Origin of the sequence: Nonomuraea fuscirosea, assembly GCF_035917475.1 — a bacterium.
GTDB lineage: Bacteria > Actinomycetota > Actinomycetes > Streptosporangiales > Streptosporangiaceae > Nonomuraea > Nonomuraea fuscirosea.
Genome location: NZ_CP109074.1, coordinates 10,825,829 through 10,852,736 on the forward strand (window position 1 = coordinate 10,825,829; position 26,908 = coordinate 10,852,736).

The 26,908-nt window shown below is 71.8% G+C and carries 24 protein-coding genes; 6 read left to right on the top strand and 18 right to left on the bottom strand.

The window, feature by feature from the left end; genetic code table 11:
- The first annotated feature begins 4 nt into the window (after window positions 1-4).
- Both OIE67_RS49865 and OIE67_RS49870 read left to right on the top strand, forming a co-directional pair.
- Window positions 5-910: a sugar phosphate isomerase/epimerase family protein gene (locus OIE67_RS49865; protein ID WP_326633856.1), complete on the top strand. Its 906-nt coding sequence runs from the start codon at window positions 5-7 to the stop codon at window positions 908-910.
- A 233-nt stretch (window positions 911-1,143) separates the two neighbouring features.
- Window positions 1,144-2,076, top strand: coding sequence for a glycerophosphodiester phosphodiesterase (locus OIE67_RS49870; RefSeq protein ID WP_326633858.1), 933 nt, complete (start codon window positions 1,144-1,146; stop codon window positions 2,074-2,076).
- Here OIE67_RS49870 and OIE67_RS49875 read toward each other — a convergent pair.
- From OIE67_RS49875 to OIE67_RS49885, 3 genes are all read right to left on the bottom strand, one after another.
- Window positions 2,036-2,593, bottom strand: a complete 558-nt coding sequence (locus tag OIE67_RS49875; protein WP_326633861.1) for a hypothetical protein — start codon at window positions 2,591-2,593, stop codon at window positions 2,036-2,038. The genes OIE67_RS49870 and OIE67_RS49875 overlap by 41 nt on opposite strands.
- A gap of 119 nt (window positions 2,594-2,712) precedes the next feature.
- Entirely contained in the window at window positions 2,713-3,438 is a 726-nt protein-coding gene (locus OIE67_RS49880; RefSeq protein WP_326633863.1) for a helix-turn-helix transcriptional regulator, read from the bottom strand.
- Between the two features lie 102 nt (window positions 3,439-3,540).
- Window positions 3,541-4,494, bottom strand: a complete 954-nt coding sequence (locus OIE67_RS49885; RefSeq protein WP_326633865.1) for a phage baseplate protein — start codon at window positions 4,492-4,494, stop codon at window positions 3,541-3,543.
- A 291-nt stretch (window positions 4,495-4,785) separates the two neighbouring features.
- Here OIE67_RS49885 and OIE67_RS49890 point away from each other — a divergent pair, with 291 nt between their 5' ends.
- On the top strand, window positions 4,786-5,847 hold the full coding sequence (locus OIE67_RS49890) for a 3-deoxy-7-phosphoheptulonate synthase (RefSeq protein ID WP_326633867.1): 1,062 nt from the start codon (window positions 4,786-4,788) through the stop codon (window positions 5,845-5,847).
- A 7-nt stretch (window positions 5,848-5,854) separates the two neighbouring features.
- Here OIE67_RS49890 and OIE67_RS49895 read toward each other — a convergent pair whose 3' ends face one another.
- The 14 genes from OIE67_RS49895 to OIE67_RS49960 all read right to left on the bottom strand — a co-directional run bounded on the left by OIE67_RS49895 (window position 5,855) and on the right by OIE67_RS49960 (window position 22,083).
- The gene (locus tag OIE67_RS49895) at window positions 5,855-6,556 is read right to left on the bottom strand and encodes a hypothetical protein (protein WP_326633869.1); all 702 of its coding nucleotides are present in this window, start codon (window positions 6,554-6,556) and stop codon (window positions 5,855-5,857) included.
- Window position 6,557: 1 nt separating this feature from the next.
- Window positions 6,558-10,889: a WXG100-like domain-containing protein gene (locus OIE67_RS49900; protein ID WP_326633870.1), complete on the bottom strand. Its 4,332-nt coding sequence runs from the start codon at window positions 10,887-10,889 to the stop codon at window positions 6,558-6,560.
- Window positions 10,890-10,896: 7 nt separating this feature from the next.
- A complete protein-coding gene (locus OIE67_RS49905; protein ID WP_326633872.1) occupies window positions 10,897-11,196 on the bottom strand; it encodes a hypothetical protein in 300 nt (99 codons plus the stop codon).
- On the bottom strand, window positions 11,193-11,576 hold the full coding sequence (locus tag OIE67_RS49910) for a YbaB/EbfC family nucleoid-associated protein (protein WP_326633874.1): 384 nt from the start codon (window positions 11,574-11,576) through the stop codon (window positions 11,193-11,195). Before OIE67_RS49910 ends, OIE67_RS49905 begins: the two co-directional genes overlap by 4 nt.
- A 100-nt stretch (window positions 11,577-11,676) precedes the next feature.
- Entirely contained in the window at window positions 11,677-12,666 is a 990-nt protein-coding gene (locus OIE67_RS49915; RefSeq protein ID WP_326633877.1) for a DUF2804 domain-containing protein, read from the bottom strand.
- Between the two features lie 32 nt (window positions 12,667-12,698).
- Window positions 12,699-14,117: an NAD-dependent succinate-semialdehyde dehydrogenase gene (locus OIE67_RS49920; RefSeq protein ID WP_326633879.1), complete on the bottom strand. Its 1,419-nt coding sequence runs from the start codon at window positions 14,115-14,117 to the stop codon at window positions 12,699-12,701.
- Window positions 14,104-14,775, bottom strand: coding sequence for a GntR family transcriptional regulator (locus OIE67_RS49925; protein WP_326633881.1), 672 nt, complete (start codon window positions 14,773-14,775; stop codon window positions 14,104-14,106). Before OIE67_RS49925 ends, OIE67_RS49920 begins: the two co-directional genes overlap by 14 nt.
- A gap of 13 nt (window positions 14,776-14,788) precedes the next feature.
- Window positions 14,789-15,949 (bottom strand): mandelate racemase/muconate lactonizing enzyme family protein, encoded by a 1,161-nt coding sequence (locus tag OIE67_RS49930; RefSeq protein ID WP_326633883.1) that lies wholly within the window; start codon window positions 15,947-15,949, stop codon window positions 14,789-14,791.
- Between the two features lie 5 nt (window positions 15,950-15,954).
- Entirely contained in the window at window positions 15,955-16,785 is an 831-nt protein-coding gene (locus OIE67_RS49935; protein WP_326633885.1) for a carbohydrate ABC transporter permease, read from the bottom strand.
- Window positions 16,779-17,663 carry a carbohydrate ABC transporter permease gene (locus OIE67_RS49940; protein WP_326633887.1) on the bottom strand — a complete coding sequence of 295 codons (885 nt, stop codon included), beginning with the start codon at window positions 17,661-17,663 and terminating at the stop codon, window positions 16,779-16,781. Before OIE67_RS49940 ends, OIE67_RS49935 begins: the two co-directional genes overlap by 7 nt.
- Window positions 17,660-19,021, bottom strand: coding sequence for an ABC transporter substrate-binding protein (locus OIE67_RS49945; protein ID WP_326633889.1), 1,362 nt, complete (start codon window positions 19,019-19,021; stop codon window positions 17,660-17,662). Before OIE67_RS49945 ends, OIE67_RS49940 begins: the two co-directional genes overlap by 4 nt.
- A gap of 66 nt (window positions 19,022-19,087) precedes the next feature.
- Window positions 19,088-20,221 carry a zinc-binding dehydrogenase gene (locus OIE67_RS49950; RefSeq protein WP_326633891.1) on the bottom strand — a complete coding sequence of 378 codons (1,134 nt, stop codon included), beginning with the start codon at window positions 20,219-20,221 and terminating at the stop codon, window positions 19,088-19,090.
- Window positions 20,222-20,318: 97 nt separating this feature from the next.
- Entirely contained in the window at window positions 20,319-21,428 is a 1,110-nt protein-coding gene (locus OIE67_RS49955) for an aldo/keto reductase (RefSeq protein WP_326633893.1), read from the bottom strand.
- Between the two features lie 76 nt (window positions 21,429-21,504).
- Entirely contained in the window at window positions 21,505-22,083 is a 579-nt protein-coding gene (locus OIE67_RS49960; RefSeq protein WP_326633895.1) for a TetR family transcriptional regulator, read from the bottom strand.
- Window positions 22,084-22,182: 99 nt separating this feature from the next.
- Between OIE67_RS49960 and OIE67_RS49965 the strand changes: the two genes are divergently transcribed.
- The 3 genes from OIE67_RS49965 to OIE67_RS49975 all read left to right on the top strand — a co-directional run bounded on the left by OIE67_RS49965 (window position 22,183) and on the right by OIE67_RS49975 (window position 25,574).
- Window positions 22,183-23,022, top strand: a complete 840-nt coding sequence (locus tag OIE67_RS49965; RefSeq protein ID WP_326633897.1) for an oxidoreductase — start codon at window positions 22,183-22,185, stop codon at window positions 23,020-23,022.
- Window positions 23,023-23,051: 29 nt separating this feature from the next.
- On the top strand, window positions 23,052-23,654 hold the full coding sequence (locus OIE67_RS49970; protein WP_326633899.1) for a TetR/AcrR family transcriptional regulator: 603 nt from the start codon (window positions 23,052-23,054) through the stop codon (window positions 23,652-23,654).
- A gap of 78 nt (window positions 23,655-23,732) precedes the next feature.
- On the top strand, window positions 23,733-25,574 hold the full coding sequence (locus OIE67_RS49975) for a zinc metalloprotease (protein ID WP_326633901.1): 1,842 nt from the start codon (window positions 23,733-23,735) through the stop codon (window positions 25,572-25,574).
- A 10-nt stretch (window positions 25,575-25,584) separates the two neighbouring features.
- On the opposite strand, the gene OIE67_RS49980 is transcribed toward OIE67_RS49975, so the two are convergent.
- Window positions 25,585-26,865, bottom strand: a complete 1,281-nt coding sequence (locus OIE67_RS49980) for an MFS transporter (RefSeq protein WP_326633903.1) — start codon at window positions 26,863-26,865, stop codon at window positions 25,585-25,587.
- Between the last annotated feature and the right edge of the window lie 43 nt (window positions 26,866-26,908).

Sequence of the window (26,908 nt, forward strand, 5' to 3'; positions counted from 1 at the left end):
CACCATGTGTTACGGCTATGAGCCGAGCAGACGCTCCCTGCTCGCCGCGGGCCTCGGGCTCGGGGCGGCCGCGCTGGCCGCCGCGTCTCCCGCCGCCGCCGCGGCCACGCCGCCGCACCACCACCATCACCCCAAGCGACGTGTCCCGCCGGGCCAGATCAGCATGCAGCTCTACACGGTGCGCGACGACCTCGCCCAGAACTACGACACCACGCTGACCTACCTGGCCAAGATCGGCTACCCGAAGGTCGAGGTCGCGCTCGGCTACTTCGGGCGGACGGCGCAGGAGCTGCGTACGTTCTTCGACGGGCTCGGGATCCAGGCCAGCTCCAGCCACGACGGCATCAGCCCCGACGACGCCGCCCTGGACACGAAGATCCAGAACGCGCTGACCCTCGGCCAGACGTACATGGTCGTGCCCTTCCTGCAGTCCGACAGCCTGGACGAGTGGAAGGGCTGGGCCGAGCGGATGAACGTAGAGGCGCGGGCCGCCCGCTCGGCCGGGCTGCGGTACGGCTACCACAACCACGCCCACGAGTTCACCACCGACCTCGGGGGCGGCGTGACGCCGTGGGACGTGCTCACCCGTGAGCTCGATCCGCGCCTGGTCCACCTGGAGATCGACATCTACTGGGCGGTCACCGGCGGCGTCGGGCGCGGCGCCAGGGATCCGATCAAGTTCGCCATCGACGTCATCCGCAGGGCGCCGCAGCGCGTGCTGCAGTACCACGTCAAGGATCGGCACCTCGACGGCGACCATGCCGACCTCGGCACCGGCATGATCGACTTCCGCCGGGTCTTCGACGCCCACCAGGTGCGGGAGTACATCGTGGAGAACGACAGCCCGGACGTGACGCCGCGGCGTACGTCGGAGATCGGCTACCGCTACCTGCGCAAGCTCCGGTTCTGACCCGTTCCGGACTGACGTGACCCGAGCCCGTTCCGGACTGACGTGACCCGAGCCCGGCCCGCACTGCGCGGGCCGGGCTCGGCGCTGGTCGGTCCCCCCTGCGGCGAGACCGACCGGTGGCTCGTCGTGTCTCTCCCAAATCTTCGTCCGGATCTCCGCTGAAAGCGGTCTTTGACGCCTTTCTGGGCACATTTCCGCATAACTCGACATGGGGAGCACGCCTGGGGAGGACCATGTACCGCTCGCTCGGCGTCGCCACCGCCGTCACCCTGATCCTCACCGCCACCCCCGCCCTCGCGTCACCGCGCGACGACCTCGCCGACCGCGTCGGTCGTGCCGCTCCCCGTGCCGCCCCCCGTGCCGCCCATCGTGCCGCCCCCCGTGTCGCCCATCGCGTCGACAACATCGCGCATCGGGGCGGTGCCGCGCACGCGCCGGAGAACACCATCGCGGCCTGCGCGCTGGCCAGGGCGCAGCGGGCGGACATGTGCGAGTTCGACGTCCAGCAGACCAAGGACGGGCGGCTCGTGCTGATGCACGACGAGACACTGGAGCGCACCACCAACGTGGAGAAGGTCTTCCCCGGGCGCGCCCCGTGGCGGGTCGCGGACTTCACCCTCGCGGAGATCCGCCGCCTGGACGCCGGCTCCTGGTTCTCCCCGCGCTACCGGGGCGAGGGGGTGCCGACGCTGACGCAGGCCCTGCAGTCGGTACGCGGCACCGCCACGAGGCTGCTGGTGGAGGTCAAGCACCCGCCCTACCGCCCGGACATCGACCGGCGGGTGGCCGCCGAACTGCAGGAGGCCCGCGAGCTCTGGAGTGGCGAACGGCTGACCGTGCAGGCGTTCGGCTGGCAGTCGATGCGGGTCCTGCGCGACATGGTGCCCGGCCTGCCCATCGCGCTGCTCGGCAAGCCCGCCGCCGACCGGCTCACCGAGCTGGCCCACTACGCCGACGGGCTCACCGTGCCGCACGCCGGGCTCACCGCGGCCTACGTCAGGAAAGCCCACAAGCGGGGCATGCGGGTCTACACCTGGTCGGCGGACCGGTCGCCCCTCATCCGCCGGCTGGTCTCGTACGGGGTGGACGGCATCATGACCAACAGGCCAGACCGCCTCCACGAGGTCACAGGGCCGAGGCCCGCACGTTCCGCCAGCCGAAGGTGAGCGAACCACTCAGCAGCACCACGCCGGACAGCACGCCGCTGATGATCGGCACCCACGCCAGCGCGGATCCGGTGGCCGCCAGCACCAGCCCGGCGGCGCCGAGCAGCGTGAGCACCACGCCGGGCACCGCGATGCCCCAGTCCTTCCAGACCGGCGCCAGCGCGATGAAGTGCACGCCGACCACGAGCGCCACCCAGCCCACGTTGGCCTGCGCGGGCGCGCCCAGGGCGGCCATCACCCGCAGCCCGCCGAAGAGCAGGACGACCTCGGCGGCGACCACGATCAGGTATCCCCGGCCGAACATGTTCCCGGGCCGCTCCTCCTGCCCGGCCGCCCCTTCCCCCCGTACGGCCGACCGCTCTTTTCTGGCCGTCATGAACCACATGGCGATCACACCCGCGGCTGCCAGGCAGGCGGCCACCCGCAGGACGAGCGCCACCGGCGCGCTCAACGGGCTCTGCGCGTTGACGAGAATGAAGACCGCGCCGAAAATCGCGCCCACCAACAAACCAGACATTCGTTGCATGACCCTATCTAAGCGGTCATTCGCCCCCACTCGCACTGGGGGTGGCGCGAGGCCGAGGTAGACCTGGCCCTACCCGGTCGCACCCTTCAAGGGGCCCTCAGCGCCTAGCCCTACCTGGCCGCGCCCCGCAGATAGGCCAGCACCGCCAGCACCCGCCGGTTGTCGTCCTCGCTCGCGGGCAGGTCGAGCTTGGTGAACACGCTGGCCACGTGTTTGCCGACGGCCGCCTCCGAGATCGACAGGGCACGCGCGACGGCGCTGTTGGAGCGGCCCTCCGCGATCAGCGCCAGCACCTCGCGCTCGCGCGGGGTCAGCCGCTGCCCCGGCTCCGTGACCTCCCTGGCCCTGATCCACGTCTGCTCGAACAGGTCGATGAGGGTCGTGATCAGGCTCTGCTGGCGGATCACCAGCGCGCCGGGAGCGAAGGCGACGGGCGTGATCCGGACGAACGCCACCGAGCGGTCGAAGACCAGCAACTGCTGGATCGGCTCGTCGATCAGGCGGTGCAGATCCCCGGCGGCGTGCAGCTCCCTGATCCTGGCCGCCTTGCGCGGGTCGTCGAGCACGCTCGAATGGATGATCGTCCGCATCGACAGGCCCTGCCGCAGCGCGTCGAGCACGTGACGCCTGCTCCGCTGCTCGTCGCGGCCCGTCTCCGTCGCGCCCAGCGGCTGCATGGCCCGCAGCTCGCGGGAGGAGTCGGCGGCCTGCGCGATCAGCCGGCGGACCAGATCGTTGTCCTCCACCCGCTCGACCTCGACGGGGATGCCGCGCAGGTCACCCACCACCTCTTCCAGCCGGCGGGCCAGCCGCGCCAGCGAGACGCTCTCCTCCACGCTCCGCTCCTCCTCCCCTCACCGACCGATCCTGCCAGGAGCCAGGGACATTCACGGCCGGACTCAACGGCCGGACTCAACGGCTGGACTCAACGGCTGGACTCAGACGAGCGCGGACTTGTAGAAGATGCTGGCCTTGCGCGCGCCCGTCACGCCCGAGGCCAGGCCGAGGCAGAGACGCGGGGCGCCGGAGACGAGCTGGATACCCATGCCCTCGGGCTCGCGGTAGTCCAGGGACCGGCCCGCCTCGGTGCGCGCCCGCTGGACCTGCTCACCCGTCCGCAGGTCCAGGCAGGTGATGTACGTGTTGCCCGGCGCGGGGTTGGCCTCGCTGTAGGCCTCGCCGGTCAGCATGTAGACGAAGTTCCCGTACGCCGCGTACCCCTGGAAGACGCCCAGGCCCGTGGGCTGGGCGATCTCGAACAGCGGTCTGGCCGTGCCCGCCTTGAGCGCCGGCAGCGAGTAGACGGCGTAACGGAAGCTGCTCCCGTCCGCGTACCGCATGATCAGCCGGTTGGTCGACGGATCGATCGCGCACGTGGTGTTCTCCGCGTCGGAGATCGGCTTGAACTTGGTCAGCGCCGGGGACGACGTGGTCAGCGTCTGGCCGTTCGCGAACTTGAACCTGGCCAGCCGGCTGCCCCTGGAGCTGGTGCCGTCGCTCACCCCGTCCGTCTCCGTCCACAGGTACGCCGACGAGCCGGACGGCTCGACCCCGAACTGCACGCCGTGGCCGAAGCCCATGAGGTACATGTGGCCGAGCACCGTGCCGGTGAGGCTGAGCTTGGTCAGGCACAGGTTGCCCGCAGCGTTCTGGCCGGTGCCGTTCTTCACCTGGAGCGTGTAGATGTGCCCGTGGACGTTGTCGAAGGCGAGCGACTGCAGGACGGTCTCGTCGTACAGGCCCTTCTTCCAGATCAGCGGCGACGCCGGGGCGGTCAGCTCGAAGCGGCCCTCGGCGGCGGCGGCGGGGCGCGCCGCCAGCGCGACGGTCGCGGCGGCGCCGGCGCCGAGCTTGAGCAGGCCCCTGCGGGACATCGGCAGGTGGGAGGTCATTTGCCGTCCTTCCAACGGGGAGTCATGTCTTGATCAACACACCCTAGTCCGGACCGACGTGCTGATTTGGAGATTTCCGCACCGCCCTGGTACCGTTCGGGCCATGTTGATCAGTCGATTTTGGCGCTATGTGCCGGCTCCGGGTGGGGCCCAGAGTCACATGCGCTGACTTACTGATCATCCGGAGCCACGAAGCAGAGACGACCCGTCTCTGCTTTTCGTCATTTAGGCGGTCGGTTCCGGAGATCTGGGCGTGGGCCGTACCGCCGTCGAGCACGAGGGACACGACCCATGACCGAAACCAGCGATCTGCGCATCACCTCGTTCGAGGCCCTGCCGACGCCGACAGAGGTGCGCACGGAACAGCCGCTGGGCGAGGAACGCGCCGCGCTGGTGGCCGCCAGCCGCCGCGCCGCCCGTGAGGTGCTGACCGGCGCCGACGACCGGCTGCTGCTCGTCATCGGGCCGTGCTCGGTGCACGACCCGGAGGCGGCGCTCGACTACGCCCGCCGCCTGTCCGAGGCCACCAGGGACATGGACGACGCCCTGCTCGTGGTCATGCGCGTCTACTTCGAGAAGCCCCGTACCACGATCGGCTGGAAGGGGCTCATCAACGACCCCGACATCGACGGCGGCCACGACGTGCGGCGCGGCCTGCGCACGGCCCGTACGGTGCTGCTCGACGTGCTCAGCCTCGGCCTGCCGGTCGGCTGCGAGTTCCTCGAACCCAACAGCCCGCAGTACATCGCCGACGCCGTCACCTGGGGCGCGATCGGCGCCCGTACGCCGGAGAGCCAGGTGCACCGGCAGCTCACCTCGGGCCTGTCCATGCCCGTCGGCTACAAGAACGCCACGGACGGCGACGTGCAGGTGGCGATCGACGGCGTGCAGGCCTCCTCGCACCCGCAGGTCTTCTTCGGCATCGACGACGAGGGCCGCTCCGCGGTGGTCAGCACCACCGGCAACCCCGACTGCCACATCATCCTGCGCGGCGGTCGCGGCGGCCCCAACTACGACGCCGACTCGGTCCGCGACGCCCTCACCCTGCTGGCCAAGGCCGACCGGCCGAAGCGGCTGGTCGTGGACGCCAGCCACGGCAACAGCGGCAAGAACCACGTACGGCAGGCCGAGGTCGTCAGGGAGGTGGCCGCCCGCATCGCCGCCGGCGACACCGGGATCGCCGGGCTGATGGTGGAGAGCTTCATCGTGCCGGGCCGCCAGGAGCCGGGCCCGCGCGAGACGCTGACGTACGGGCAGAGCATCACCGACGCCTGCGTCGGCTGGGACGAGACGGAACGCCTGCTCGACGTCCTGGCCGAGGCCGTCCGCGCCCGCCGCGCCACCGCCGGCTGATCAGCTGTCAGCGACGCCACAGGAGGGCCGCGGCCTCGATCGCGGCCCGGTGGTAGGGGGGCAGGTCGTCGCCGGTCCAGTAGACCTCGACCCGCGGATCGCTCTCGCCCAGCTGCTCCGCCTCGGTCTGGCCCTCCAGCGCCGCCTCCCAGGCCGGCACACCGGGATCCACCTCGACCAGGAAGACCCGGCGCGGTCCAGGCGAGCCGTCGCGCCAGGCCCGCCGCACCGCGACGACGCCGGGACGCTCGCTCAGCGCGTCCACCACGAGATGGTCGGTGAGGTCGAACAGGTCGTCCTCCAGCTCGGCCAGCTCGCCGGGGACGCCGCCGGACAGGTCGATCCCGGCGGGCACGCGCGGGGGCCGCACCGAATCGGGGGAGAAGGTGTGGCCGGTCGCCGGAGTGGTCGTCGTCAGCGTGACCTCGCCGGCCGCCGCCGGCTCGCCGTCGAGGCCGAGCGCGGTGAACACCTCGCGCAGCACCTCGATCTCCCCGGCCGTCAGCGCCACCCCGGCCTCGGCCGCGGCGATCGTCACCGCGTCGGGCAGGTAGGCCAGCTCGCCCTCGGCCAGCAGCGCGCGGGCCCGGCTGATCAGCTCGTCGGGCAGCTGCCCGGCCAGCCGGAGCAGCATCCGGTGCAGGCCGGTGTAGAGCCGCAGGCCCCGATCGTCGAGCTCGGCCCAGTCGTCGGCCCAGTCGGCGCTCACGTCAGCCCTCCTCCATCACGATGATCTCATACGAGCGCGGCGCCTCCGGGATGACGCCGCGGGCGACCATGTCCGCCGCCAGCGCGTCCACCTCCTCGCGCAGTCGTGCGGTCAGCTCGGGGTCGTCGACCCGGTGTGTACGCGAGTGCGGCGGGAAGACGGCCTCCTGGTCCTCGGAGAAGGAGGAGAAGACGGAGACGTCCCTGGCCTGCTGCCCGGTGAGCTGGTAGGCCACGAGCACCTTGCGGTCACCGGCCGGGTTCTCGGCCATGAACCTGATCGCCACCTCCAGCAGCTTGCTGACGCTGAGGAACTCGCGGGCCACCCCGTGCGGGTGCAGTTTGGAGCCGTAGATGGGGGAGTGCACCGGCGTCATCCAGTCCCCGCGGTACGCCCGCACCGGTTGCTCGGGCGAGCCCACCGCCGGGAGCTGCGCCATCGCGTCGTGCACCATGTCGGCGTGCCAGCGCATCTCGTCCCACAGGCGCGGCGTGACCCGGCCGAGGTGCTCCTCCAGCGCCTTCCAGGCCGCCTTCGCGTCCTTACGGGCCGTTCTGAGGTCGTCGCCGGCCTGTCTGGCCTGCTGTTTGTCGCCCTCTTCCCTGGCCAGCTCGAAGCGTCCCTTCGCCTCGTCCGTACGGCGGACCGCGTCGACGTAGGCGTCGCTCAGCGGATTCAGCGGCGCGTCCGACTTCAGGTGACCCTCGCCCAGGTGCAGCAGCGGGCGCAGGGCCAGCGGCAGCGGCAGGGCCTTGGCCGCCGCCGCGAGGTTGTTCAGGTAGTTGCTCACCAGGGTGTTGATCTTGCCGACCATGCCGTTCCTGACCACCGACTCCGACACCCCACCGGTCCATAGCTGGGTGCGCGTCACGTTGTTGATCAGGTAGTGGCTGTGCCTGGTGTAGACAGTCAGCGCCATCACGTGCGCGGGCGACAGCCGATCGCTCAGCGCCCGTACGGCGGCGGGGTTCCCCGGGTCGACGCCCGAGCGGTCGAGCCAGGCGGCCAGGTCGGGATCGACGACGCGGCCGCTCTCCAGCTGCGGCCAGAGGCGGTCCACGGTCTCGCGGACCACCGGATGCTGGGTCTCCGAGAAACCGGCCCGGTCCAGGGCGTTCGCGGCGTAGCGGGACTCGTGCGGGAACATGCCGCCGGGCAGGATCTCCCGCCGCAGCGTGGCCAGATCCAGGCCGGGCAGGCTGCGGTAGAAGTCCACCGCGCCCGGCCGGGAGCCCGGCTCCAGCCGCATCCCGCCGACGTCCGCGATCTGCGCGCCCCTGGCGATCTCGAACAGCGAGTGGTCCTGGCCCGGCAGCATCCAGCCCATGAGCGCGCCCAGGAACCTCTCCGTCGTCCCCGGGCCCAGACCGAGGAACTTGACCGCGGTGAGCATCTTCACCGTGGTGCCTGAGACGCCGTCGACCACGGGGAACCCGTCACCGACGATCTTGCGTGCCCACCGGCTGCCCGCCGTGTCGTGCATGGTCACGCCCTCGCGCCAGGGCAGCGGCGTGTCGGCGTCGGCCGGCCGGTTGAGATGCTCCTCCACGAACGCTCGCTCGAACCGGCCCAGCGGCGCGCTCAGCCGGTCGTAGTGGCCGGGGGTGGTGTTGAGGTTGAGCTCCTGGATCTCCGTGTGCGAACGGTCGCGCCGGCTGAGCTGGCTCCTGACCATCTCGGCCACGTCCCTGGCGCCCCGTTCTGAGAGCATGCCGACGTTGCCGGTGCCGAACGGGTCGCGGTTGAAGGTGTACATGTCGGTCAGGAACCTGGCCTCCAGCCCTCCGAGCACCGGACGGTGCAGCCGCTCGTCGAGCTGGTGCTGAGCCCGCCGCACCACGTCCACGTCGAGCCCCGCCGCGCGGGCGCGGTCCCAGCCGCCGGTGTCCATGATGTCGAGCAGGGCGTTGCCGAAGATATGCGGGTTGGCGCGGTTGTAGTAGGCGCCGTTGTAGAACGCCGTGACCAGCTCGCGCAGGTTTCCGTGCGCGATCAGGTCGTCCACGGTGACACCGGCGCGGGTACCGGCCTGACCGGCGCTGGTCGGGTCGTCCTTGAAGAAGACACTCTCCACGCGGCGGGCGAACGCTTCCTGGCTCTCTTTCGGCTGTCTCGGGGTGAGGTCCATGAGAACGTCTCGCAGCTTGCCCAGCGCGACGCGGGCGGCGTCCACGGTCTGCGGGTCGTTGAAGTAGTGCGCACCCAGCCGCTGCTCGAACCGCGTCGCCTCGGCTGACCAGCGGGGATCGTTGTAGAACCGCTCAAAGTCAAACGGAACCCGCCCCGACTTTCGCGCCGCCGGCTCAGCGCCCTCACTCGGCCGCGTTGCCGGTTCCGACGTCTCGCCCGCTCGTGTCGCCGGTTCCGACGTGTCGCCCGGTCGTGTCGGCGGTTCGGCAGTGTCGCCGGGTCGTCCTGGCGGCTCGCGCCGGTTGCCCGGTCGTGCCGGTGGTTCTGACGCGTTACCCGGTGGCGTCGGTGGTTCTGACGTGTCACTGAGTCGCGCCGGTGGCGTGCCATCCGGTGCCTTCGGTGGAAGCGTGCCTTCGCCTGCTCGGGGTGGTGGAGGTGTGCTGCCGGCTGCCTGGGTGGGTGGGGGCGTGGTGTCTGTCGGCCGTGGTGGGGGTGCGCCTTCGCCCGGCTGGTCGGTGCGGGCGGCCGTGCGGGTGGGTGGGGTGGCGGTCTCGGTTTCGGGGGCGTGGTTGAGCAGCCGCTCGATCCTGCTCACCGGCGGCGTCTCGCCGGACTGCCGCGTGGACGCCGCCGGCTCGGCCCCGCGCCCGCCCGCGTCGGTCGTGCGAGGGCGCGGCGGCTCCCCGCCGGGCGTTGGTGCCGGGGTGGGATCGGGTGTGCGGGGGCGTGGTGTGTCGGTGGGAACGGGGGCCGGGCCCTGCTGGGGGCGGGCTTCGGTGTCGGACCCCTGTGGCGAGCGGTCCGGCAGGCCCTGCGGGGCGGTGCTCTGGCGGGCGGCCTCGGGTCCGGTGCCCTGGGCGGTGCCGGGGCCTGCTCCGGGGCTGGTGTCGGACGTCGCCTGGCTCAGCGTGGTGTCGCCGGGGCGGCCTTGTCCGGGCGAAGGATCGGCGCCGCCCCGGGTTTCCGACACCGGACGCGGCTCGGCGTCCGGGCGCGTGCTGAGGTCGGGGCGCGACCCGGAGTCCGATGGCGAGCCGGAGTCCGTGCGAGAGCCTAAGTCCGCAGGTGAGCCGGCGGCCGGGCGTGAATCGGAGTGCGGAGTTGAGCCGGGGTCCGGGCGGGAGCCGGAGTCCGGGTGTGGGGTGGTGTCCGGGTGTGGGGTGGTGTCCGGGCGGGAGCCTGAGTCCGCAGGTGAGCCGGCGGCCGGGTCTGAACCGGAGCCCGGAGGTGGGCCGGGGTCCGGGTGTGGCGGGGTTGGGGTTGGGTGGGGAGCGCCGTTGGGGGATGGTGGGGCGCTGCGGCTTGGCAGGGTTGTGGTGAGGTGCTGGCCGTCGGCGCCGAGGGCGCTGGAGGTGATGCCCTTGGCCAGCATTTCCCAGCTGAAATTGCCCTCCGCCATCAGGGTCCCGGCCGTCGTGAGGCCGCCCGTGAGGGCGTACTGGGCGGCCTGGCCGTACAGGGAAGAGCTGGCGGCGGACAGGAGTCGCTCGGCGGTGGTCATCTCCGCCCTGGTCAGCCCCGCGCGCAGGACGGGCGTGGCCAGCCGGGTGAGCCCGCCGCTGAGCACCCCCATGAGTCCGCCCATCGCGCCCCCGCTCAGCGCGGAGACGCCGAGCTGCCGCAGGTCGAGCTCGTCCCTGCGCCCCTTCGCCAGCTGCAGGGCCTGGATGCCGCCGTCCATGCCGGCCACGATCCCGGCGAAGAGCAGGATGTTGCGCAGCGTCGTCGTGGCGATCCGCGCGACCGTCATGCGGGCGAGCTGGACGCGGGGCGGGATGAGCGCCAGGCTCGCCCCGCCGCTGGCGGCGGCGGCCGCCAGCAGGTACGCCAGCTGCGCGATCAGCAGCCAGACGGTGACCTCGATCATGTACTTGGCGTACTGGATCTGCACGCCCACCCCGTTGAGCCCGACGGCGGTGTTGATCAGCCGTTCGACCAGGTCGGCGATCCGCTTGTCCTCCATCGCGCGCACATGCTCGGCGAAGGCCAGGTGGGCGGCGCCGTCCCAGTCGGGGCCGATCTTGCCGGCGCTCCACGGCTGGTCGGCGTCGGTGCCCGCGACGACGCCGTGGGCGGCGGTCACGCACGCGTCGGCGAGCCGGAAGCAGCCGTCCTCGTCGCCCTCCGGCCAGTCCATGCCGACGACCCAGCCGACGTACGGCTTGGCCCAGTCGGGCACGAGGAACCCGTCGAAGCTCATGGCCGCGTCAGGAGTTCGGCTGGCGCGGCCGGTCGGCCAGCTCGTAGGCGCGCGCGGTGACGTGCAGGCCGGTGGAGGTGTCGTCCAGTTCGGTGATGAGGTTCTGCAGCGCCGTGAAGACGGCCTCTTCGATCGCGGGCAGCTTCTTGGCCAGCTCGGCGCCGTACTCGTCGTGGCCGAGGGTGTTCCTGTCGCGGGCGAAGGCCGCGCTCAGGTTGTCGCGTACCTGCTCCACGTGGTTGCGCTGCTCCTCGTAGCGGGGGGTCTGGCCGCGCAGCGTGGCGGGGCGGACATGGTAGCCGCTCACGCGCCGGCGTCCACGGGCGGCGGCAGGAACGCGTCGAGCGTGACGTCCTCGCCGAAGACCTGCTCGTACGGCAGGCCCTCCGGCATGAGCGGCTCCATCAGCCGCCGGCGCCGCTCGGTGACGTCGGCTGTGGCGCGGTTGATCTGCCGCATGAGCGTGTCGGCCAGCTCGGCGGTGGAGAGCCTGCGGTAGACGCGCGCGTTGAGGTCGATGGAGCGGACCTGGCCCTGCGGGCCCACGGTGACCTGGATCATGCCGTCGGAGGAGGTCATCGTGGACTCGATCGCGTTGAGCGCCTGGTACGCCTCCCGCACCCGCCGTACCTGCTGGTCGACCTGCCCCGCCAGCTCTTCGACCGTCGCCCGGAAAACATCCGTCATCAGTTGCCCCTGCCGCACCATCTGAAACAAACCGGCATCACATTACTCAATGATGAAGATTTTTAACACAAGCGATGAATAGGCGTGGTGAAGGCGCAGGTCACCAGCGGCGGAAGACCTCCTCGGCCCAGCCGTACAGGCCGTCGATCGCCACGGACTCCCCGTCGTCGGCCACCACCGTGCCCCGGTAGTGGCCGAAGGCCTGCGCCTCCCGGCTGCGCATGTAGACCGCCCGGCGCACGTCGGCCAGCCTGACGTGCTCGGGGACGAACTCCAGGTCTGCCCGTTCGCCGGTGATCCGCCACGGCGCGTACCAGTCGGAGGTGTCGTACCGCCAGACCAGCTCTTCGCTGATCTTGTGGACGCGGCCGTCCAGGATGAGCGCGTTCTCGACGCTGCCGGTGCCGTCGGTCCACTTGCCCCCGACCTGGACGGCCACGTCCCGGCCGCCGGGCCGGCCGGCTCCCGCGCCCCAGTTCCACAGGATGGGCGAGGGCCAGCGGCCCCGGCCGAGGTCGAGGGTGGCCAGGGCCCCGGCGGCGAACGTGCGCGTCCTGCCGTTCACCCGCACGGTGCCCTCGGCGGGCCGGCCGACGTCCTTGACCGTGTACTGGAAGCGCCGCGGCGACCAGGGCACGACCAGCGACAGGCTCTCCCTGCCTGGCACGCGGTGCACGAGCAGATCGGCCTCGAACTCGGCCGACTTCAGCCGCAGCCGGGTGCCGGCGGCGGTCTCGTCCACGGCGATCCGCACCGGGCCCGCGCCGATCCGCACGCTGCCCTCACCGCAGCGCTCGGAGAAGGAGACGCCCCTGGCGGGCACCAGCAGACCGCGGCTGGACACCTGCTCGCCGGTACGCCGGTCCAGGAACCAGGCCGACTCCCCGGCCAGGTAGTCGAGGCTGCTCGCGCTGAACGCGAACACCATCTCCTCGCTGGTCACGCACCAGTAGTCCCAGCGCATGGTGCGGCCCCAGCCGCGGATGTTGGCCCGGTGCAGCGGCACCCGGCTCCAGCCGACGGCCGCCGGATCGAGCCGCCCGTCGGGCAGGCACAGATCCACCCTCGTGGTGATCTCACGTTCGCTCACGGCGTGCGGACTCGTCTGCATGGCGCTCCCCGTCATCGCCCCAGCCCCACGCTGAGGTACTTGTAGTCCAGGTAGTCGGCCACGCCGAGGCTTCCGCCCTCCCGGCCGTACCCGCTGTTCTTGATCCCGCCGAAGGGCGCCTGCGGCGGCGCCAGCGGCCCGCCGTTCACGGCGACCATGCCGAACTCCAGCTCCTCCGCCACCCGCAGGGTCCGGTTCAGGTCGGCGGTCCACAGGTAGGCGGTCAGCCCGTACGGCGTCGCGTTGGCCCTGGCCACCACCCCGTCCACGTCGTCGAACTCGATGATCGGCGCGACCGGCCCGAACGTCTCCTCACGGCAGACGAGCATGTTGTCCCGCACCCCAGCCAGCACGGTCGGCGGATAGAAGGCGCCGGGCCGGTCGAGCCGGTGGCCGCCGGTGAGCGCCGTGGCGCCGCCCGCGAGCGCGTCCTCGACGTGCCGCTCGACCTTGGCCAGCGCGGCGGCGTCGATGAGCGGCCCCATGTCCACGCCGGGGGTGATCGCCTCGGCCCGCTCGACCAGCGCGGCGGTGAAGGGCGCGGCCACGTCGCGGTGCACGAAGACGCGGTTGGGCGACGTGCACGCCTGGCCGGCGTTGAGGAACTTGGCGCGGGCCACGGCCGCGGCGGCGGCCACCGGGTCGGCGTCGGGGAAGACGAGCACGGGCGCGTGCCCGCCGAGCTCCACGCTCATCCGTTTGACGTCCTGCGCGCTGCGCCTGATGAGCTCCCTGCCGACCTCGGTCGAGCCGGTGAAGGACACCTTGCGCACGCGCGGGTCGGCCATCACCGTCTCGGCGAAGAGCGCCGGCCTGGACGTCGGCACCAGGTTGAACACCCCGGGCGGCAGCCCGGCCGCGGTGAACGCCTCGGCCACGGCGACGGCCGACAGCGGCGTCTGCTCGGCGGGCTTGAGCACCACCGTGCAGCCGGCGGCCAGCGCCGGGCCCAGTTTGCGGGTGATCATCGAGACGGGGAAGTTCCACGGGGTGATGCCCGCCACCACGCCGACGGGCTCGGGCAGCAGCCAGACGCGGTGGTCGGCGCCCGCTCCCGGCACGGTGCTCCCGTACAGGCGGCGGGTCTCCTCGGCGGCCCAGAGCAGGTGCTCGGCGCCCGCGCGCACCTCGGCGGTGGACTCGGCGAGCGGTTTGCCCTGCTCGGCCGTCATGATCTCGCCGATCAGCCCGGCCCGCTCCGTGAGCTCGGCCGCGGCCCGGCGCATGAGCTCGGCTCGCTCGTGCGCCGCCATGGCGCGCCACGACGGCAGCGCCGCCGCGGCGGCGTCCACGGCCAGCCGGGTCAGCTCCGCGCCGCAGTCGGCCACCTCGGCCAGCGCCGCTCCGGTGGCCGGGTCGTGGACGGTGAACCTCGTCCCGTCCTGCTCCTCGTGCCAGGTGCCGCCGATCAGCGCTTCAGCCCTTCGCATCGTGCTCCCGTATTCCGTCGATCAGTGCGTTCATCGCGGCCGTCTCGTGCGCGTGCTGCAGCTCGCTGGCCAGCTCGATGTCCCCAGCCACCAGCGCGTTCCTTATCGCGACGTGCTCGGCGTGCGACTCGGGCAGCCGCCAGGGCACCAGGTGGAAGCCGCGCTGGGCGGTCTCCGTACGCGCCCACAGGCCCTGCAGCATGCGGTGGGTCAGCTTGCTGTGCTCGGTGTCGCACAGCAGCGAGTGGAAGCGCCGGTTGAGCGTGGCGAACGTGGCCACGTCGCCGTCACGCACGGCCACCTCGGAGCGCGCGAGGACGTCGTCCACCGCCTCCAGTCGCGCCCCGGTCAGCGGCTCGCCGCCCAGTTGCAGGGCCAGCGCCGTGAGCGCGGCCCGCACGCTGTAGAGCTCGCGCACGTTGTCCACGCTGAACGCGGCCACGACGGCGCCCACGTGCGGGCGCTCGACCAGCCACTCCTCCGAGCAGAGCTGTTTGATGGCCTCGCGCACCGGCGTCTCGCTGATGCCGACGGCCTCCGCCACCACCCGGGTGATGATCTTCGTTCCAGGAGGCGCCTCGCCGGTCATGATCAGGTGCTTGATGTGGTCCGCCGCGAGGTCGGCCTTGGTGCGGAACGGGGAGCGCGGTTCGGCCATGGTGGGAGCCCCTTCAGACCTGCTGGACGGTGAGCGACTCGATCGTCGCGTAGTCCAGCTCTACACCGAGTCCCGGACCATCCGGAACGCCTACGAAACCGGTGGAATCGGGCAGCAGCGGCTTGGTCAGCATCGAATGGAACACCTCGGGGACGATCACCGGCGGATCGTAGGGGTACTCCAGCCAGTCGCAGTTCGGCAGCGACGCGCAAAGCTGCAGGTTGCCGGCCACGCCGAGCCCGGTGGCCCACGCGTGCGGGATCACCCGGCGCTGCCTGGCCGCGGCCATCGCGCCGAAGTCGCGCAGCGCGCCGATCTCCTCGCTCTCGTTGGCGTCCGGCTGGAAGATGTCGAAGCAGCCGTCCTCCAGCATCCGGACGAGCTGCCCGATGCCCCGATTGTGCTCGCAGCCCGCGATCGGGATGGGGGAGGCGGCGGTCAGCTCGCACAGCGCCCGGTAGTCGTGCCGGGGCAGCGGCTCCTCCAGCCAGGCCACGTCCAGGCCGGCCAGCTCCTTGGCGGTCGCCAGCGCCCGGTCGTAGTCCCAGATCAGCCGGCTGCCGTCGGGGGCGTAGCGCCAGCGGGCGGCGGCCTGGTTGGCGTCCACCATGAGGGCCACGTCCGGCCCGACCGCCTCGCGCACGGCCGCGACCTGGGCCACGTCCTCGGCGATCGTGGCCGCGTGCACGCGCAGCTTGATGCCGTGGAAGCCCTCCTCAACCACCCGCAGGCTGTCCTCGACCCGCTGGGCCGGGCTGCGCACCTCACCGAAGCTGGCGTAGGCGCGGACCGATCCCGCGTGCCCGCCCCACAGCTTGTACAGGGGCCGGCCGCACGCCTTGCCGACGGCGTCCCACACGGCCACGCCCACCACCCAGGGGCGGGGGAAGACGTACTCGGCCACGTACCGCAGCCGGTTGGCCACGTGCGTGGTCGCGAAGACGTCGAGGCCGACGAGCTGCGGCCGGATCCAGCCCCTGATCGCCTCCAGCAGCATCGGCCCCGTGCCGTGGCCCATGTCGCCGCCGGCCACGCCGACCACGCCCTCGTCGGTCTCGACCTCGACGATCACCGCCGACATCGACGGGTGCGCGCCCTCGGGCGCCCAGGAAGGGACGAAGGGCCGGGGGTAGGGCATGTCGATGACCCGGCCGCGCACGTCTGTGATCCTCATCCGCCTCACCCCTTGGTCGCGCCGTCGGCGAGACCCTTGATCAGATACTTCTGCACGAGCAGCGCGAAGATCACCACGGGCAGCACGGTGAGCACGCCCACCGCCGCCAGCGGCCCCCACAGCCCGCCCTTCTCCGTGTCGGCGGCGATGCCCGCGATGGCGACCGGGATGGTGACGGCCCTGTCGTTCGTCAGGATCAGCGCGAACAGCAGCTCCTCCCAGGCCAGGATGATGCAGAAGATCAGCGTGGAGATCAGCCCGGTCAGGCTGGTGGGCACGATGATCCGGAAGAAGGCCCCGAACCTGGAGCACCCGTCGAGCATGGCCGCCTCTTCCAGCTCGACCGGCAGGTTGCGGAAGAAGGCCCGCATCAGCCACACCACGTACGGCACCAGGAATGTGACGTAGGCCAGGATCACGGTGATGTACTGGTCGGTCAGCCCGAGCTTGCGCGCCACCAGGAACAGCGGCACCACCAGCGCGATCGGCGGGACCGCGCGTGAGGCCAGGATCAGGCCGCCGACCACGCCCGCGCCGCGCATCTTCATCCGCGACAGCGCGTACCCGGCCATGGAGCCCGCCACCATCGAGATGACCGAGGCACCCGTCGCCACGATGATCGTGTTGATCATGCGCGGCAGGATGCGGGCCTGCCCGAAGTAGCTGGTGTAGTTGTCGAAGGTCAGCTCACTGAACCAGCGCGGCGGGACGGTGAAGATGTCCTTGGGCAGCTTGAACGAGATGCTCACCATGTAGACGACAGGAAGCAGGAAGAGCAGCGTCACGAGGACGGCTCCGGCGATGGCGGCGTAGCGCCCCGCTGACGACCTCACCATCGGTTCTCCAGGCGGTGGCTGACACGGAACAGGACGAAGGTCAGGAGCATGGTGACGACCAGCACGATCGTGGCCATCGAGGAGGCCGAGCCGAACTCGAGGCTCCGGAACCCCTTCTCGTAGATGTAGAGGTTGACCACGTTCGTGGCGTTGCCGGGCCCGCCCCTGGTCGCGGCCAGCGCGATGTCGAACATCTTGACCGCGCCCAGCCAGCGCACGATGAACGCGGCGGCCATCACCGGCACCAGCAGCGGCAGCGTGATGCGGCGCAGGATCTGCCAGCGGCCGGCGCCGTCGGACCTGGCGGCCTCGTACACGTCGCCGGGCAGCGCCATGATGCCGGCCGCGGCGATCAGCACCACGAACGGCGTCCACCGCCAGGTGTCGATGATGATCACGCTGGCCATGGCCAGGGTGGGATCGCCGATCCACTCGACCGGGCCGATCCCGACCAGGCCGAGCACGTAGTTGACCACGCCCCACAGCGGGTCGAGCAGCATCCGCCACACGCCGCCCGCCACGACCGGCGCGACGACCATGGGCACCAGGAACAGCGCGCGCAGCACGCCGCGCCCGCGCCACTCGACGTTCAGCAGGAACGCGATGGCGAACCCGAGCACCATCTGCAGCGGCAGCGCGATCACCAGGTAGACGCCGGTGACCTTGAGCGATTCGAGGAAGCCGGCGTCGTTCAGCACCGCCGTGTAGTTGCGCAGGCCGACGAAGCCGGTCGGCTGGAACGTGGCCAGCTCGAAGTCCGACACGCTCACCCAGACCGTGTAGAAGATCGGGTAAAGCAGCATGCCGGCCAGCAGCACCAGCGCGGGGGTGAGGAAGAGCCAGGCCGTGCCCGGCTCTCCCAGCCGTGCTCGCCTCACGGGTTGTAGCCCTTGGACTTCAGCAGCTCGGTGATCTCCTTCGCGGCCTCGTCGATCGCCTGCTGCGCGGTGGCCTGGCCGGACATCGCCCGGCTGGTCTGCAACGCCAGCACCTGCTGCACGGCGTCCGACTCCGGCAGGCGGGGCCGCCACATCTCGTTCTTGCTGACGACGTCGTAGCCCTCCTTGAGCGCGGCGTACACGGGCTTGGCCCAGTCCGCGGGCGGCTCGCCGTCGAGGGTGGAGTTACGCGCGGGGAAGGTGCCGAACGCCTTGGCGGTGAACTGCTCGCCCTCCTTGGAGGTGACCCACTGCAGCCACGTCCAGGCCGCGGCCGGGTGCTCGGACTTCTTGGAGATGCCCGCCGTCCAGATGCCGCGGTGTGCTCCCGGACCCGCCGAGCCCGCCGGCAGCGTGGTGATCCCGACCTCGTCCGGGGTCAGGGTGGTCGTCTCCTTGTCCACGGCGGTGCCCTTGAAGACGCTGCCCCACATGAACATGGTGGCCGTCTTGCCCTGCCTGAACGCCTCCAGCGGCTCGTTGAACTGGTACGTGCTCGCCCCGGGAGGCGCGTACTTGAGCAGGTCCACCTGCGTCTGCAGCGCCTTTACGCCGTTGGCGTCGTTGAAGGTCACCCGCATCTTGTCGTCGAGCAGCCTGCCGCCGTTCGAGTTGAGCACGGTCTGCCAGACGGTGGGGGTCAGCGGGTCCTTGGTGAAGTACGTGCCCACCGCCCACGAGTCGGGCTTGCCGTCCCCGTTCGTGTCCTGGACCAGCTTCTTGGCGTCCGCGAAGTACTCCTCCCAGGTAGTCTGCGGGCCCGGCTCCTCGACCCCGGCCTTCTTGTACAGGCTCTTGTTGTAGAACATCAGCAGCAGGTTCGAGCGGACGGGCACGGCGTACTGCTTGCCGTCCCACTGCCCGGCGGCCAGCGGCGTCGGGTTGAGGTCGTCCCAGTCGTAGTCGGCCGCGTTCCACTTGGCCAGCTCGGGGCCCTTGAGGTCGTACAGCGCGCCGGTCTTGGCCAGCTGCGGCAGCCAGGGGTCGTCGGCCAGCACCGCGTCGTAGGTGGCGGTCGTACCGGTCAGCTCCAGCATCGTCTTGGCGAGCTGGTCGTTGTACGGCACCCCGTCCACGGTGACCTTGATGTTCGGGTACTTCTTGGTGAACTCGGGGACGAGCTGGTCCTGCCACTGCTTGGCGAACGCGTCGTTCGCGATCACGCGGATCGACACCGGGCTGCCGGCGCTGCCGAGGCCGCCGCCGTCCGCTGGGATCTCCTCCGCGGCCGAACCGCAGGCGGCGAGCGCGAGCCCGGTCGCGGCCACCGCCGCGACGAGGCGGAAGTTTCTGGGCATGTACCGGCTTCTCCTTCAGGGGTGGGGGTCGGGCGCCCTGCGCGGGCGCCGCTCGGGCTTCAGGTTTCAGGCGGTGGGGTCGATGGCCAGCTTCACGACGTCTCTGCCGTCGACGGAGTAGCCGCCGCCGAGCGCCTCCAGGGCCTGCCGGGTCCTGGACAGGGGCAGGCGGTGGCTGACGACCCGGTCGAAGGGCGCGCCGCCGCGTTCGAGGATGGTGAGCGCGGTGTGGTAGCGGCGCTGCATGTCGGGGCCCGCGCCGTAGACGCCCGTGATGGTGAGGTCCCGCTTGAGCAGGTCGGCGTAGGGGTTGAACGGGATCGCGCCGCGGTCGGTGAAGTTGCCCAGCTCCGCCAGCACGCCGCCGTCGGCCACCAGCCCGACGCCCTCGGCGAACGACTCCGGCGAGCCGGCCGTGCCGATCACGGCGTCGGCCCCGCGGTCGTCGCCGAGCGCGTCGCGGATCGCCCGGCCGCGGCGGGCCGGGTCGGGCACGCGCCCGAGGTCGACGGTCTCGTCCGCGCCGAGCGCCGCGGCCAGCTCCAGCCGGGCGGCGGGGCCGCCCACGGCCACGATCCGGGCCGCGCCCGCCGTCCTGGCGGCGAGCACCGCCATCAGCCCGATCGCGCCGACGCCCTGGACGACGACCGTCGAGCCGATCCGCAGTCCCGCGCGCTCCACGCCGTGCAGGGCGACCGACAGGGGCTCCTGCAGCACCGCCGTGGCCGGGGGCAGGTCGGTCCGGTAGAAGACGGTGCCGGCGTTCGAGGCGTACAGGTGGGTGGCGAAGCCGCCCGTCAGGTACGGCGGGCGGTCGGCGGGGGAGGCGAAGCCGTAGGAGGGGCGGCGGTCGGGGCAGTTGCCCGGCCGGCCGCGTACTGTGCACTCGTAGCACCGGCCGCAGCTCAGGGCGGGGAAGACGCCCACCCGGTCACCGATCCGCACGAGCCGGCCCGCGTGGTCGGCGGTGAGACCGTCGCCGAGCGCCGCCACCCGGCCGACGATCTCGTGCCCGAGCAGCGCGGGGAAGCGGACGCTGGCCAGCCGGCCGCGGTAGATGTGGGCGTCGGTGCCGCACATGCCGCACAGCTCGACCTCCAGCACGAACTCGCCGGGGCCGGGCGCGGGCAGGTCGTAGGAGCGGATCTGCACGTCACCGGCGACGCTCGTGACGATGGCCGCACGTGCCGTCCCGCTCATCCCCGCCTCCGGATTCTGGATTCTATAGAATGCAGAAGAGGCTAGTTTGTCCGGTTTGCCGGGTCAAGGGGCTGTTACCGGAACGTTTCCTCGCAGGTCACGACCCGGTGGGACCCTGCTCCTCTCCCCAGTTGCGGATGACGGGGGCGTATCCGGCGGGCTTGTCCCCGACCTTGACGCCCGGACTGACCAGCAGGCTCTGGTAGCCGCCGGTGAACATCCGGTAGAGCGAACGAGGCGGCTCCGCGCTCGCCTGGTCGAGCTCGGCCCGCAGCTCGGCGGGCAATTCGAAGTCGAGCGCGGCCAGGTTGGCGTCGAGCTGCGCCGCGCTGCCGGCGCCGACGATCGCGGAGGCGATGCCCGGCTGGGTGGCGACCCAGTTGAGCGCGACCTGGGCCATCGGCACGCCCAGCTTCTCGGCCACGCTCTCGACCGCCGCCAGGATCCCCCACTCCCGCTCGGACCACTCCGGTGTCTCGCCACTGAGCCGTCCGGGTCCGGCCAGCCCCTGGCCGGTGGGCCGGTACTTGCCGGTGAGGAAGCCGCCGGCGAGCGGGCTCCACGCGGTGACGCCGAGCCCCAGCGCCTGCCCCATGGGGACGTGCTCGCGCTCGATCTCCCTGTCGACGAGGGAGTAGGGCAGTTGCAGGCTGACCATCGGTTCGAGGGCGTGGGCCTCGGCGTAGGTCTGGGCGCGGGCGGCGTACCAGCTGGGCACGTCCGACAGACCCGCGTGGCGGATCTTCCCGGCCCTGACGAGGTCGTCGAAGGTGCGCAGGACCTCCTCGACCGGCGTGATGCGGTCCCAGGTGTGCAGCAGGAACAGGTCGATGTGGTCGGTGCGCAGGCGGCGCAGCGACGCCTCGACCGCCCTGATCAGGTGCTTGCGGCCGTTGCCGCCCGCGTTCGGATCGCCGGGATCGACGCTGTTGGTGTACTTCGTGGTCAGCACCACCCGGTCGCGCACGCCGGCCTCGGCGATGAGCCGGCCGAGGATGGTCTCGCTCTCGCCCGCCGTGTAGAAGTCGGCGGTGTCGATGAGGTTGCCGCCGGCTTCGAGGTAGCGGCGGAAGATCGGGCGGGCCTCCTCCTCGGTCTTGCCGTACGCGGCGTGGTAGCCGCCGGTGCCGAAGTTCATCGTGCCCAGCGCCAGCGGGCTGACCCGTAGCCCGGAGCGTCCGAGCAGGTAGTAGCGGTCCATGGACATGGCCGTGTCTCTCTTTCTGATGGGGTGCGTTCAGCCTGCACATCAGAAAATGGACCGGCAAGTCCAGAAATGTCGGTCAGGTGACGAGGCGGCGGACGGCCTCCACGACCGCGGCGCGGTGCTGCTCTGCGTCCTCGCCGGCGGCGGCGACGGGGCTGGTCGGCATCCAGGCGTTGGTGAGGGCCAGGGTGAAGGCCAGCAGGTCCTCGGGGGTGAATGCGGCCGGCACGCGTCCTCCGGCCTGGGCGGCCGCGATCGTCTCCGTCTTCTGCCGCATCGACGCGCGCAGCCCCTCGGTCTCGTGGCCGGTGCCCGAGCGTTCGAGGCGGTGCCAGGTGGCCAGGCGCAGTTGGTCGGGGTGGGCGAGCAGGTAGTCGAACAGGCGGCCCGCGTAGCCCGGCAGGTCGTCGGCGGTGAAGGGCACCTGGTCGAGCACGCGGGACACGTGCGCGTCCATGACCGCGTCGAACAACTGCTCCTTGTTGCCGAAGTGGGTGTAGATCAGCGCCTTGTTGGCGTCGGCGGCGGCGCCGATGCGGTCGACGCGGGCGCCGGCGATGCCGTGGGCGGCGAACTCCGCCGTGGCCGCCTGGAGCAGGCGGGCCCTGGTCGCCTCGGCGTCGCGGATCTTGGCGGGCCGGGGTCGCTGCGACATGCCCTCAGTTTATGGCAACTAACCGTTTATTTGACAACTCGTCCGGCGGGACGCAGCATATAAATGACTGTTTAGTTAGAACGGAAGCAGGGACGTTCCATGAGCAAGATCTGGCTCATCACCGGCGGCTCGCGCGGCTTCGGCCTGGCGCTCGCGCGCGCCGTGCTCGACGGCGGGCAGCGTGCCGTCGTCACCGCCCGCCGCCCCGAGCAGCTCGACGACCTCGTCCGCGCGTACGGCGACCGCGTCCGCACCACGGCGCTCGACGTCACCGACGCGGCGGCGGCCGAGGCCGCCGTGCGGCTCGCGCTCGACGCGTTCGGCCGGCTCGACGTCGTCGTCAACAACGCCGGCTACGCCACCAGCGCCTCCATCGAGGAGATGCCGGACGAGGAGTTCCGCGCTCAGATGGAGGCGAACTTCTACGGCGTGCTCAACGTGACCAGGGCCGCCCTGCCGGCCCTGCGCCGGCAGCGCTCCGGCCACTTCATCCAGTTCTCCTCCATCGGCGGGCGCGTCGGCGGATCGCCCGGCCTGGCCGCCTACCAGAGCGCCAAGTTCGCCGTCGAAGGCTTCTCCGAGGTGCTCAACGCCGAGCTGAAGCCGCTGGGCGTCAAGGTCACCATCATCGAACCCGGCGGATTCCGTACGGACTGGGGCGGTTCGTCGATGACCGCCCTGCCGGTGGGCGCGGACTACGAGGCCACGGTCGGCGAGATGAACCGCTACCGCGAATCCACCGTCGCGACCTGGCGCGGCGACCCGGTCAGGGCCGCGCGGATCATCACCGACCTCGCCGAGCTGGCCGAGCCGCCGCTGCGGCTGCTGCTCGGCGCGCAGGCGGTCGAGATGGCGCAGACCTCCTCCAGGGCCCGCGCCGCCGAGGCCGAACGCTGGGCCGAGGTCAGCCGCTCGGCCGACTTCCCGCCGGGTGAGTAGTATGGACCGCTGAGTCCATTTTGGGAGGAATGATGCCCACGCTGACCCGCAAGGGCGCCGCGACCAGGCAACGCATCCTCGACGGCGCGGCCGCCCACATCCGCGAGTTCGGCGTGGCCGCCACGACCCTCGACGACGTGCTGAGCAGGACGGCGACCAGCAAGAGCCAGCTGTTCCACTACTTCCCCGGCGGGCGGGAGGAGCTGCTGCTGGCCGTGGCCCGCTTCGAGGCCGACCGCGTGCTGGAGGACCAGCAGCCCCAGCTCGGCTACCTCACCTCCTGGCAGGCGTGGCGGGAGTGGCGGGACAAGGTGGTCGAACGTTACCGCCGGCAGGGCCGTCATTGCCCGCTCAACTCGGTCATGTCCTACCTGGGCAACACCACGCCCGCCGCCCAGGCCGTGGTCTCCGAGCTGATGAGCCGGTGGCAGCGCGAGATCGGCGCCGGCGTACGGCACATGCAGGCCATCGGCGAGATCGACCCCGGCCTCGACCCCGACCGCGCGGCGGCGGCCGTGCTGGCCTGCATCCAGGGCGGGGTGCTGATCCAGCTGTCCACCGGCGAGATCACGCACCTGGAGGCCGCGCTCGACATGGCCATCGCCCACCTCGGAGGCCCGGCCGCTGTCTGAGTACGGGGGTACTCATGCCCGCTCCGCCCCTCGCCCCCATCGTGGGGATCCGGCGTATTCGACGGTCGAGGAGGTCCCATGATCAGGGACGGGCGCTACGAGGGACAGAGCGGCGACCTCTCGGTCACGCTGCGGGTGGACGCGGACGGCTCGGGCGTGATCAGCGCGGACGTGTTCCGCACGGAGGGACGGCGCTACCTGGCATCGGCGCGCACCGCGCCGGGAGCCAAGGTGGCGCTCGACGACGGGAGGTGGCCGGCCGTCTGGCAGGCGAGCCCCGCGAACAAGACGACGGGCTCGCTGGCCCTGGACTCGGCGGCGGACGGCACGGTGTCGGCCACGTTCGTCCTCGACGCCCCGCTGAACGGGCTGCCCGCGCGCACCGGCGTGATCGTCCCCGTCGAGCACGAGGACGACGCGCTGCGCCCGCTCGGCCTGGAGATCGAGCTGGAGCAGGGCGTCCCCGCGCCGAGCCCGGTGGTCGTCGAGGGCATCGAGCGCACGGTCGGCGGCTGCCTGCGCGCCGCGGGCTTCGCGGTCCAGGAGATCGGACGGCAGAGCTCGATCCCCGCCGGGATCGCCGGCGCCTGGGACGACTCCCTGCTCTACACCATGCTGAGCGATCTCATGCTCATCACGGGGGACGCCTCGCTCCGGGGCCGGGCGTGGGAGCTGCACCTGCTCCTGCTGTCGCGGGCGGCCATCCCCGGGCTGGCCGGGGTGATGTTCGACGCCGACGGCCTGCTCCAGCGGCAGGGCGCGGCCGTCTTCACCGCCGGGTTCGCGGGTGCTGCCAGGGACCAGCGGATCATCAGGACGATCGTCCACGAACTGGGTCACGCGCTCAACCTCGCGCACCGCTTCGAGCGCGCGGTGGGCCGGGCCGACTCGACCTCGTTCATGAATTACGACTGGCGTTACCTGGGCGGCGGGCACGAGGCGGACTACTGGCGGAACTTCGCGTTCACCTTCGACGCCGACGAGCTGGCCTTCCTCCGGCACGGGCCGCTGACGTCGCTCATCCCGGGCGGCGAGCCGTTCCACTCGGTGCGGTACTGGGCCGACGGCGCGGGCGGGCACTCGCCGTACGCGCCGGAGATCCCGTTCGACGGGTACCGGCTGGCGCTCACCGCCCCCGAGGCCGGGCCGGTCTTCGCCTTCGGGCAGCCCGTGTTCCTCAAGGTCACCCTGGAGAACAGGACCGCGAAGGAGCTGCGGGTCGAGCGCTGGGTGCTGGACCCGAAGGCAGGACCGCTGGAGCTCCTGGTACGCCGCCGCGGCGCGCCCCAGGACGAGACGGCCGCGTTCACCCCGATCGCCCAGCGGTGCATGGCCGCGATGGACGCCGAAGCCACGCTCACCCTGCCGCCCGGCGCGTCCCTCAGCAACAACGTCAACCTCACCTTCGGCTCGGCCGGCTTCACCTTCGCCGAACCCGGCGAGTACGACATCACCCCGGTCCTCGCCATCCCGGGCCGCGACCCGGCGGGCGAGCCCGTCCAGTGGCTGGTCTCGGGCGAGCCGCTGCGCGTCCGCGTCGCGCCGCCGCAGGGCGTCGCCGAGGAACGCGACGCCGAGGTGCTGCGGACGGCGGACGTCGGCGCGTGGTTCGCCCTCGGCGGCAGCGACGCGCTCGGCTCGGCGAAGCAGGCATTGGCGGAGGTACGTGAGCGCCGCCAGGCGGAGGCGGGGACGGGGGACCCGGTCGTCGCGGCGATCACGCGGACCGCCGCGCTCGACGCCGCCCGGCCCTCGATCCGGTTCACCGACCGTGAGTTCGTCCGCCACGACGGCGACCCGGAGCAGGCCGCGCGGCTGCTCGACGGCCTTGGCGCGGAGGCGTTGCGCACCTTCGACCCCTACACCGCCCAGCAGACGGCCGCCCTCGCCGACCGCTACCGCGACGCGGCGGAGCGGTAGCGCCCTCGCGTCATCCTTCAGGAGACCGCGCCGCCGGCACCGCGCCGGCGGCGCTCCTGTCGAGCAGGGGCCTGATCACCGTGAGCTGGGCGGCGGCCAGCAGCAGGCAGGTGAGCGCCAGGCCGCTCCACAGCCCCGTGGGTCCGGCGCGGTCGAGCAGCTGGGTGCTGCACAGCGGGGCCACGACGGTGGCGATGCCCCAGGAGGTGCCGAAGACCGACAGGTAACGGCCGCGGGCGTGCTCAGGCGCGATGTCGGCCACCAGCGCGTAGCTGCGCCCGAACATCAGCACGTCCCCGACGCTCCAGACCACGGTGGCGGCGAGGTGACCGGGCAGGCCGTCCGCCACGGCGTAACCGGCGAGGCCGGCGGCGAGCAGCAGGTAGCCGCAGGCCATCGCCGCGTGGTGGGACAGCGTCGTCGCCGTCCGGCGCAGCAGCGGCTGGCAGAGCACCATGACGACGGCCGAGAGCGTCGACAGCAGCCCGGCGTCGGCGGCCTCCAGACCGCGCCGGGTGAGCGCCAGCGGCAGCGCCATCATGACCTGCATGTAGATCAGCGCGAAGAACGTCCCGGACACCAGCAGCACCAGCAGCGACCGATCCCGCCACACCGCCCGGGCCTCCGCCCCTGCGGCCTCGGCCCTGAACGGGGCGAAGACCCGCCGGACGAGCCGCTGAACGGGGCGGTCCGCGGGCCGGTCCACCGGCAGGTCGGCGGCTCGCCGGGCGGGGGAGTCGGCGGGCAGGACGAGGTGGATGACGACGGCGCAGGCCAGGCAGGTGACGGCGTCCACGACGAAGAGCCAGCGCAGGTCCCATCGCCCCAGCCCGGCCGCGATCAGCCCGGCTCCCATGCCGCCCACCGCCAGGGCGGTGTTGAACAGGCTGAACGCCTGCGCCCGCCGCTCCGGCCGTACGGCGTCGGCGACCATCGCCTGGGACGGCGGCTCGTAGATCTCGAAGGCCAGCCCGAGCAGGACGGCGAACACGGCCACCATCGCCACGGACCCGGACATCGCGATGCCCGCCTGCGCCAGCGCGCACCCGGCCAGCCCGGCCACGATCGTGCGGCGCCGGCCGAAGCGGTCGGCCAGGACGCCGCCGAGCAGGCGGGACGGGATGGTGGCCAGGCCGAAGGCGGCGGAGATCAGACCGGCGGTCACCGTGTCCGCGCCGAAGCCGGCGGTGACCAGCACGGTGAGGAACGCCATGGAGAAGGCGCCCAGCCGGTTGATCGCCCGGGCCAGGACGAGCCACCACACGGTACGCGGGAGGCCCAGGACCGGCATGCGCGCTCCTTCCGTGACCAACGAAACTGCTATCGTTGGTCAC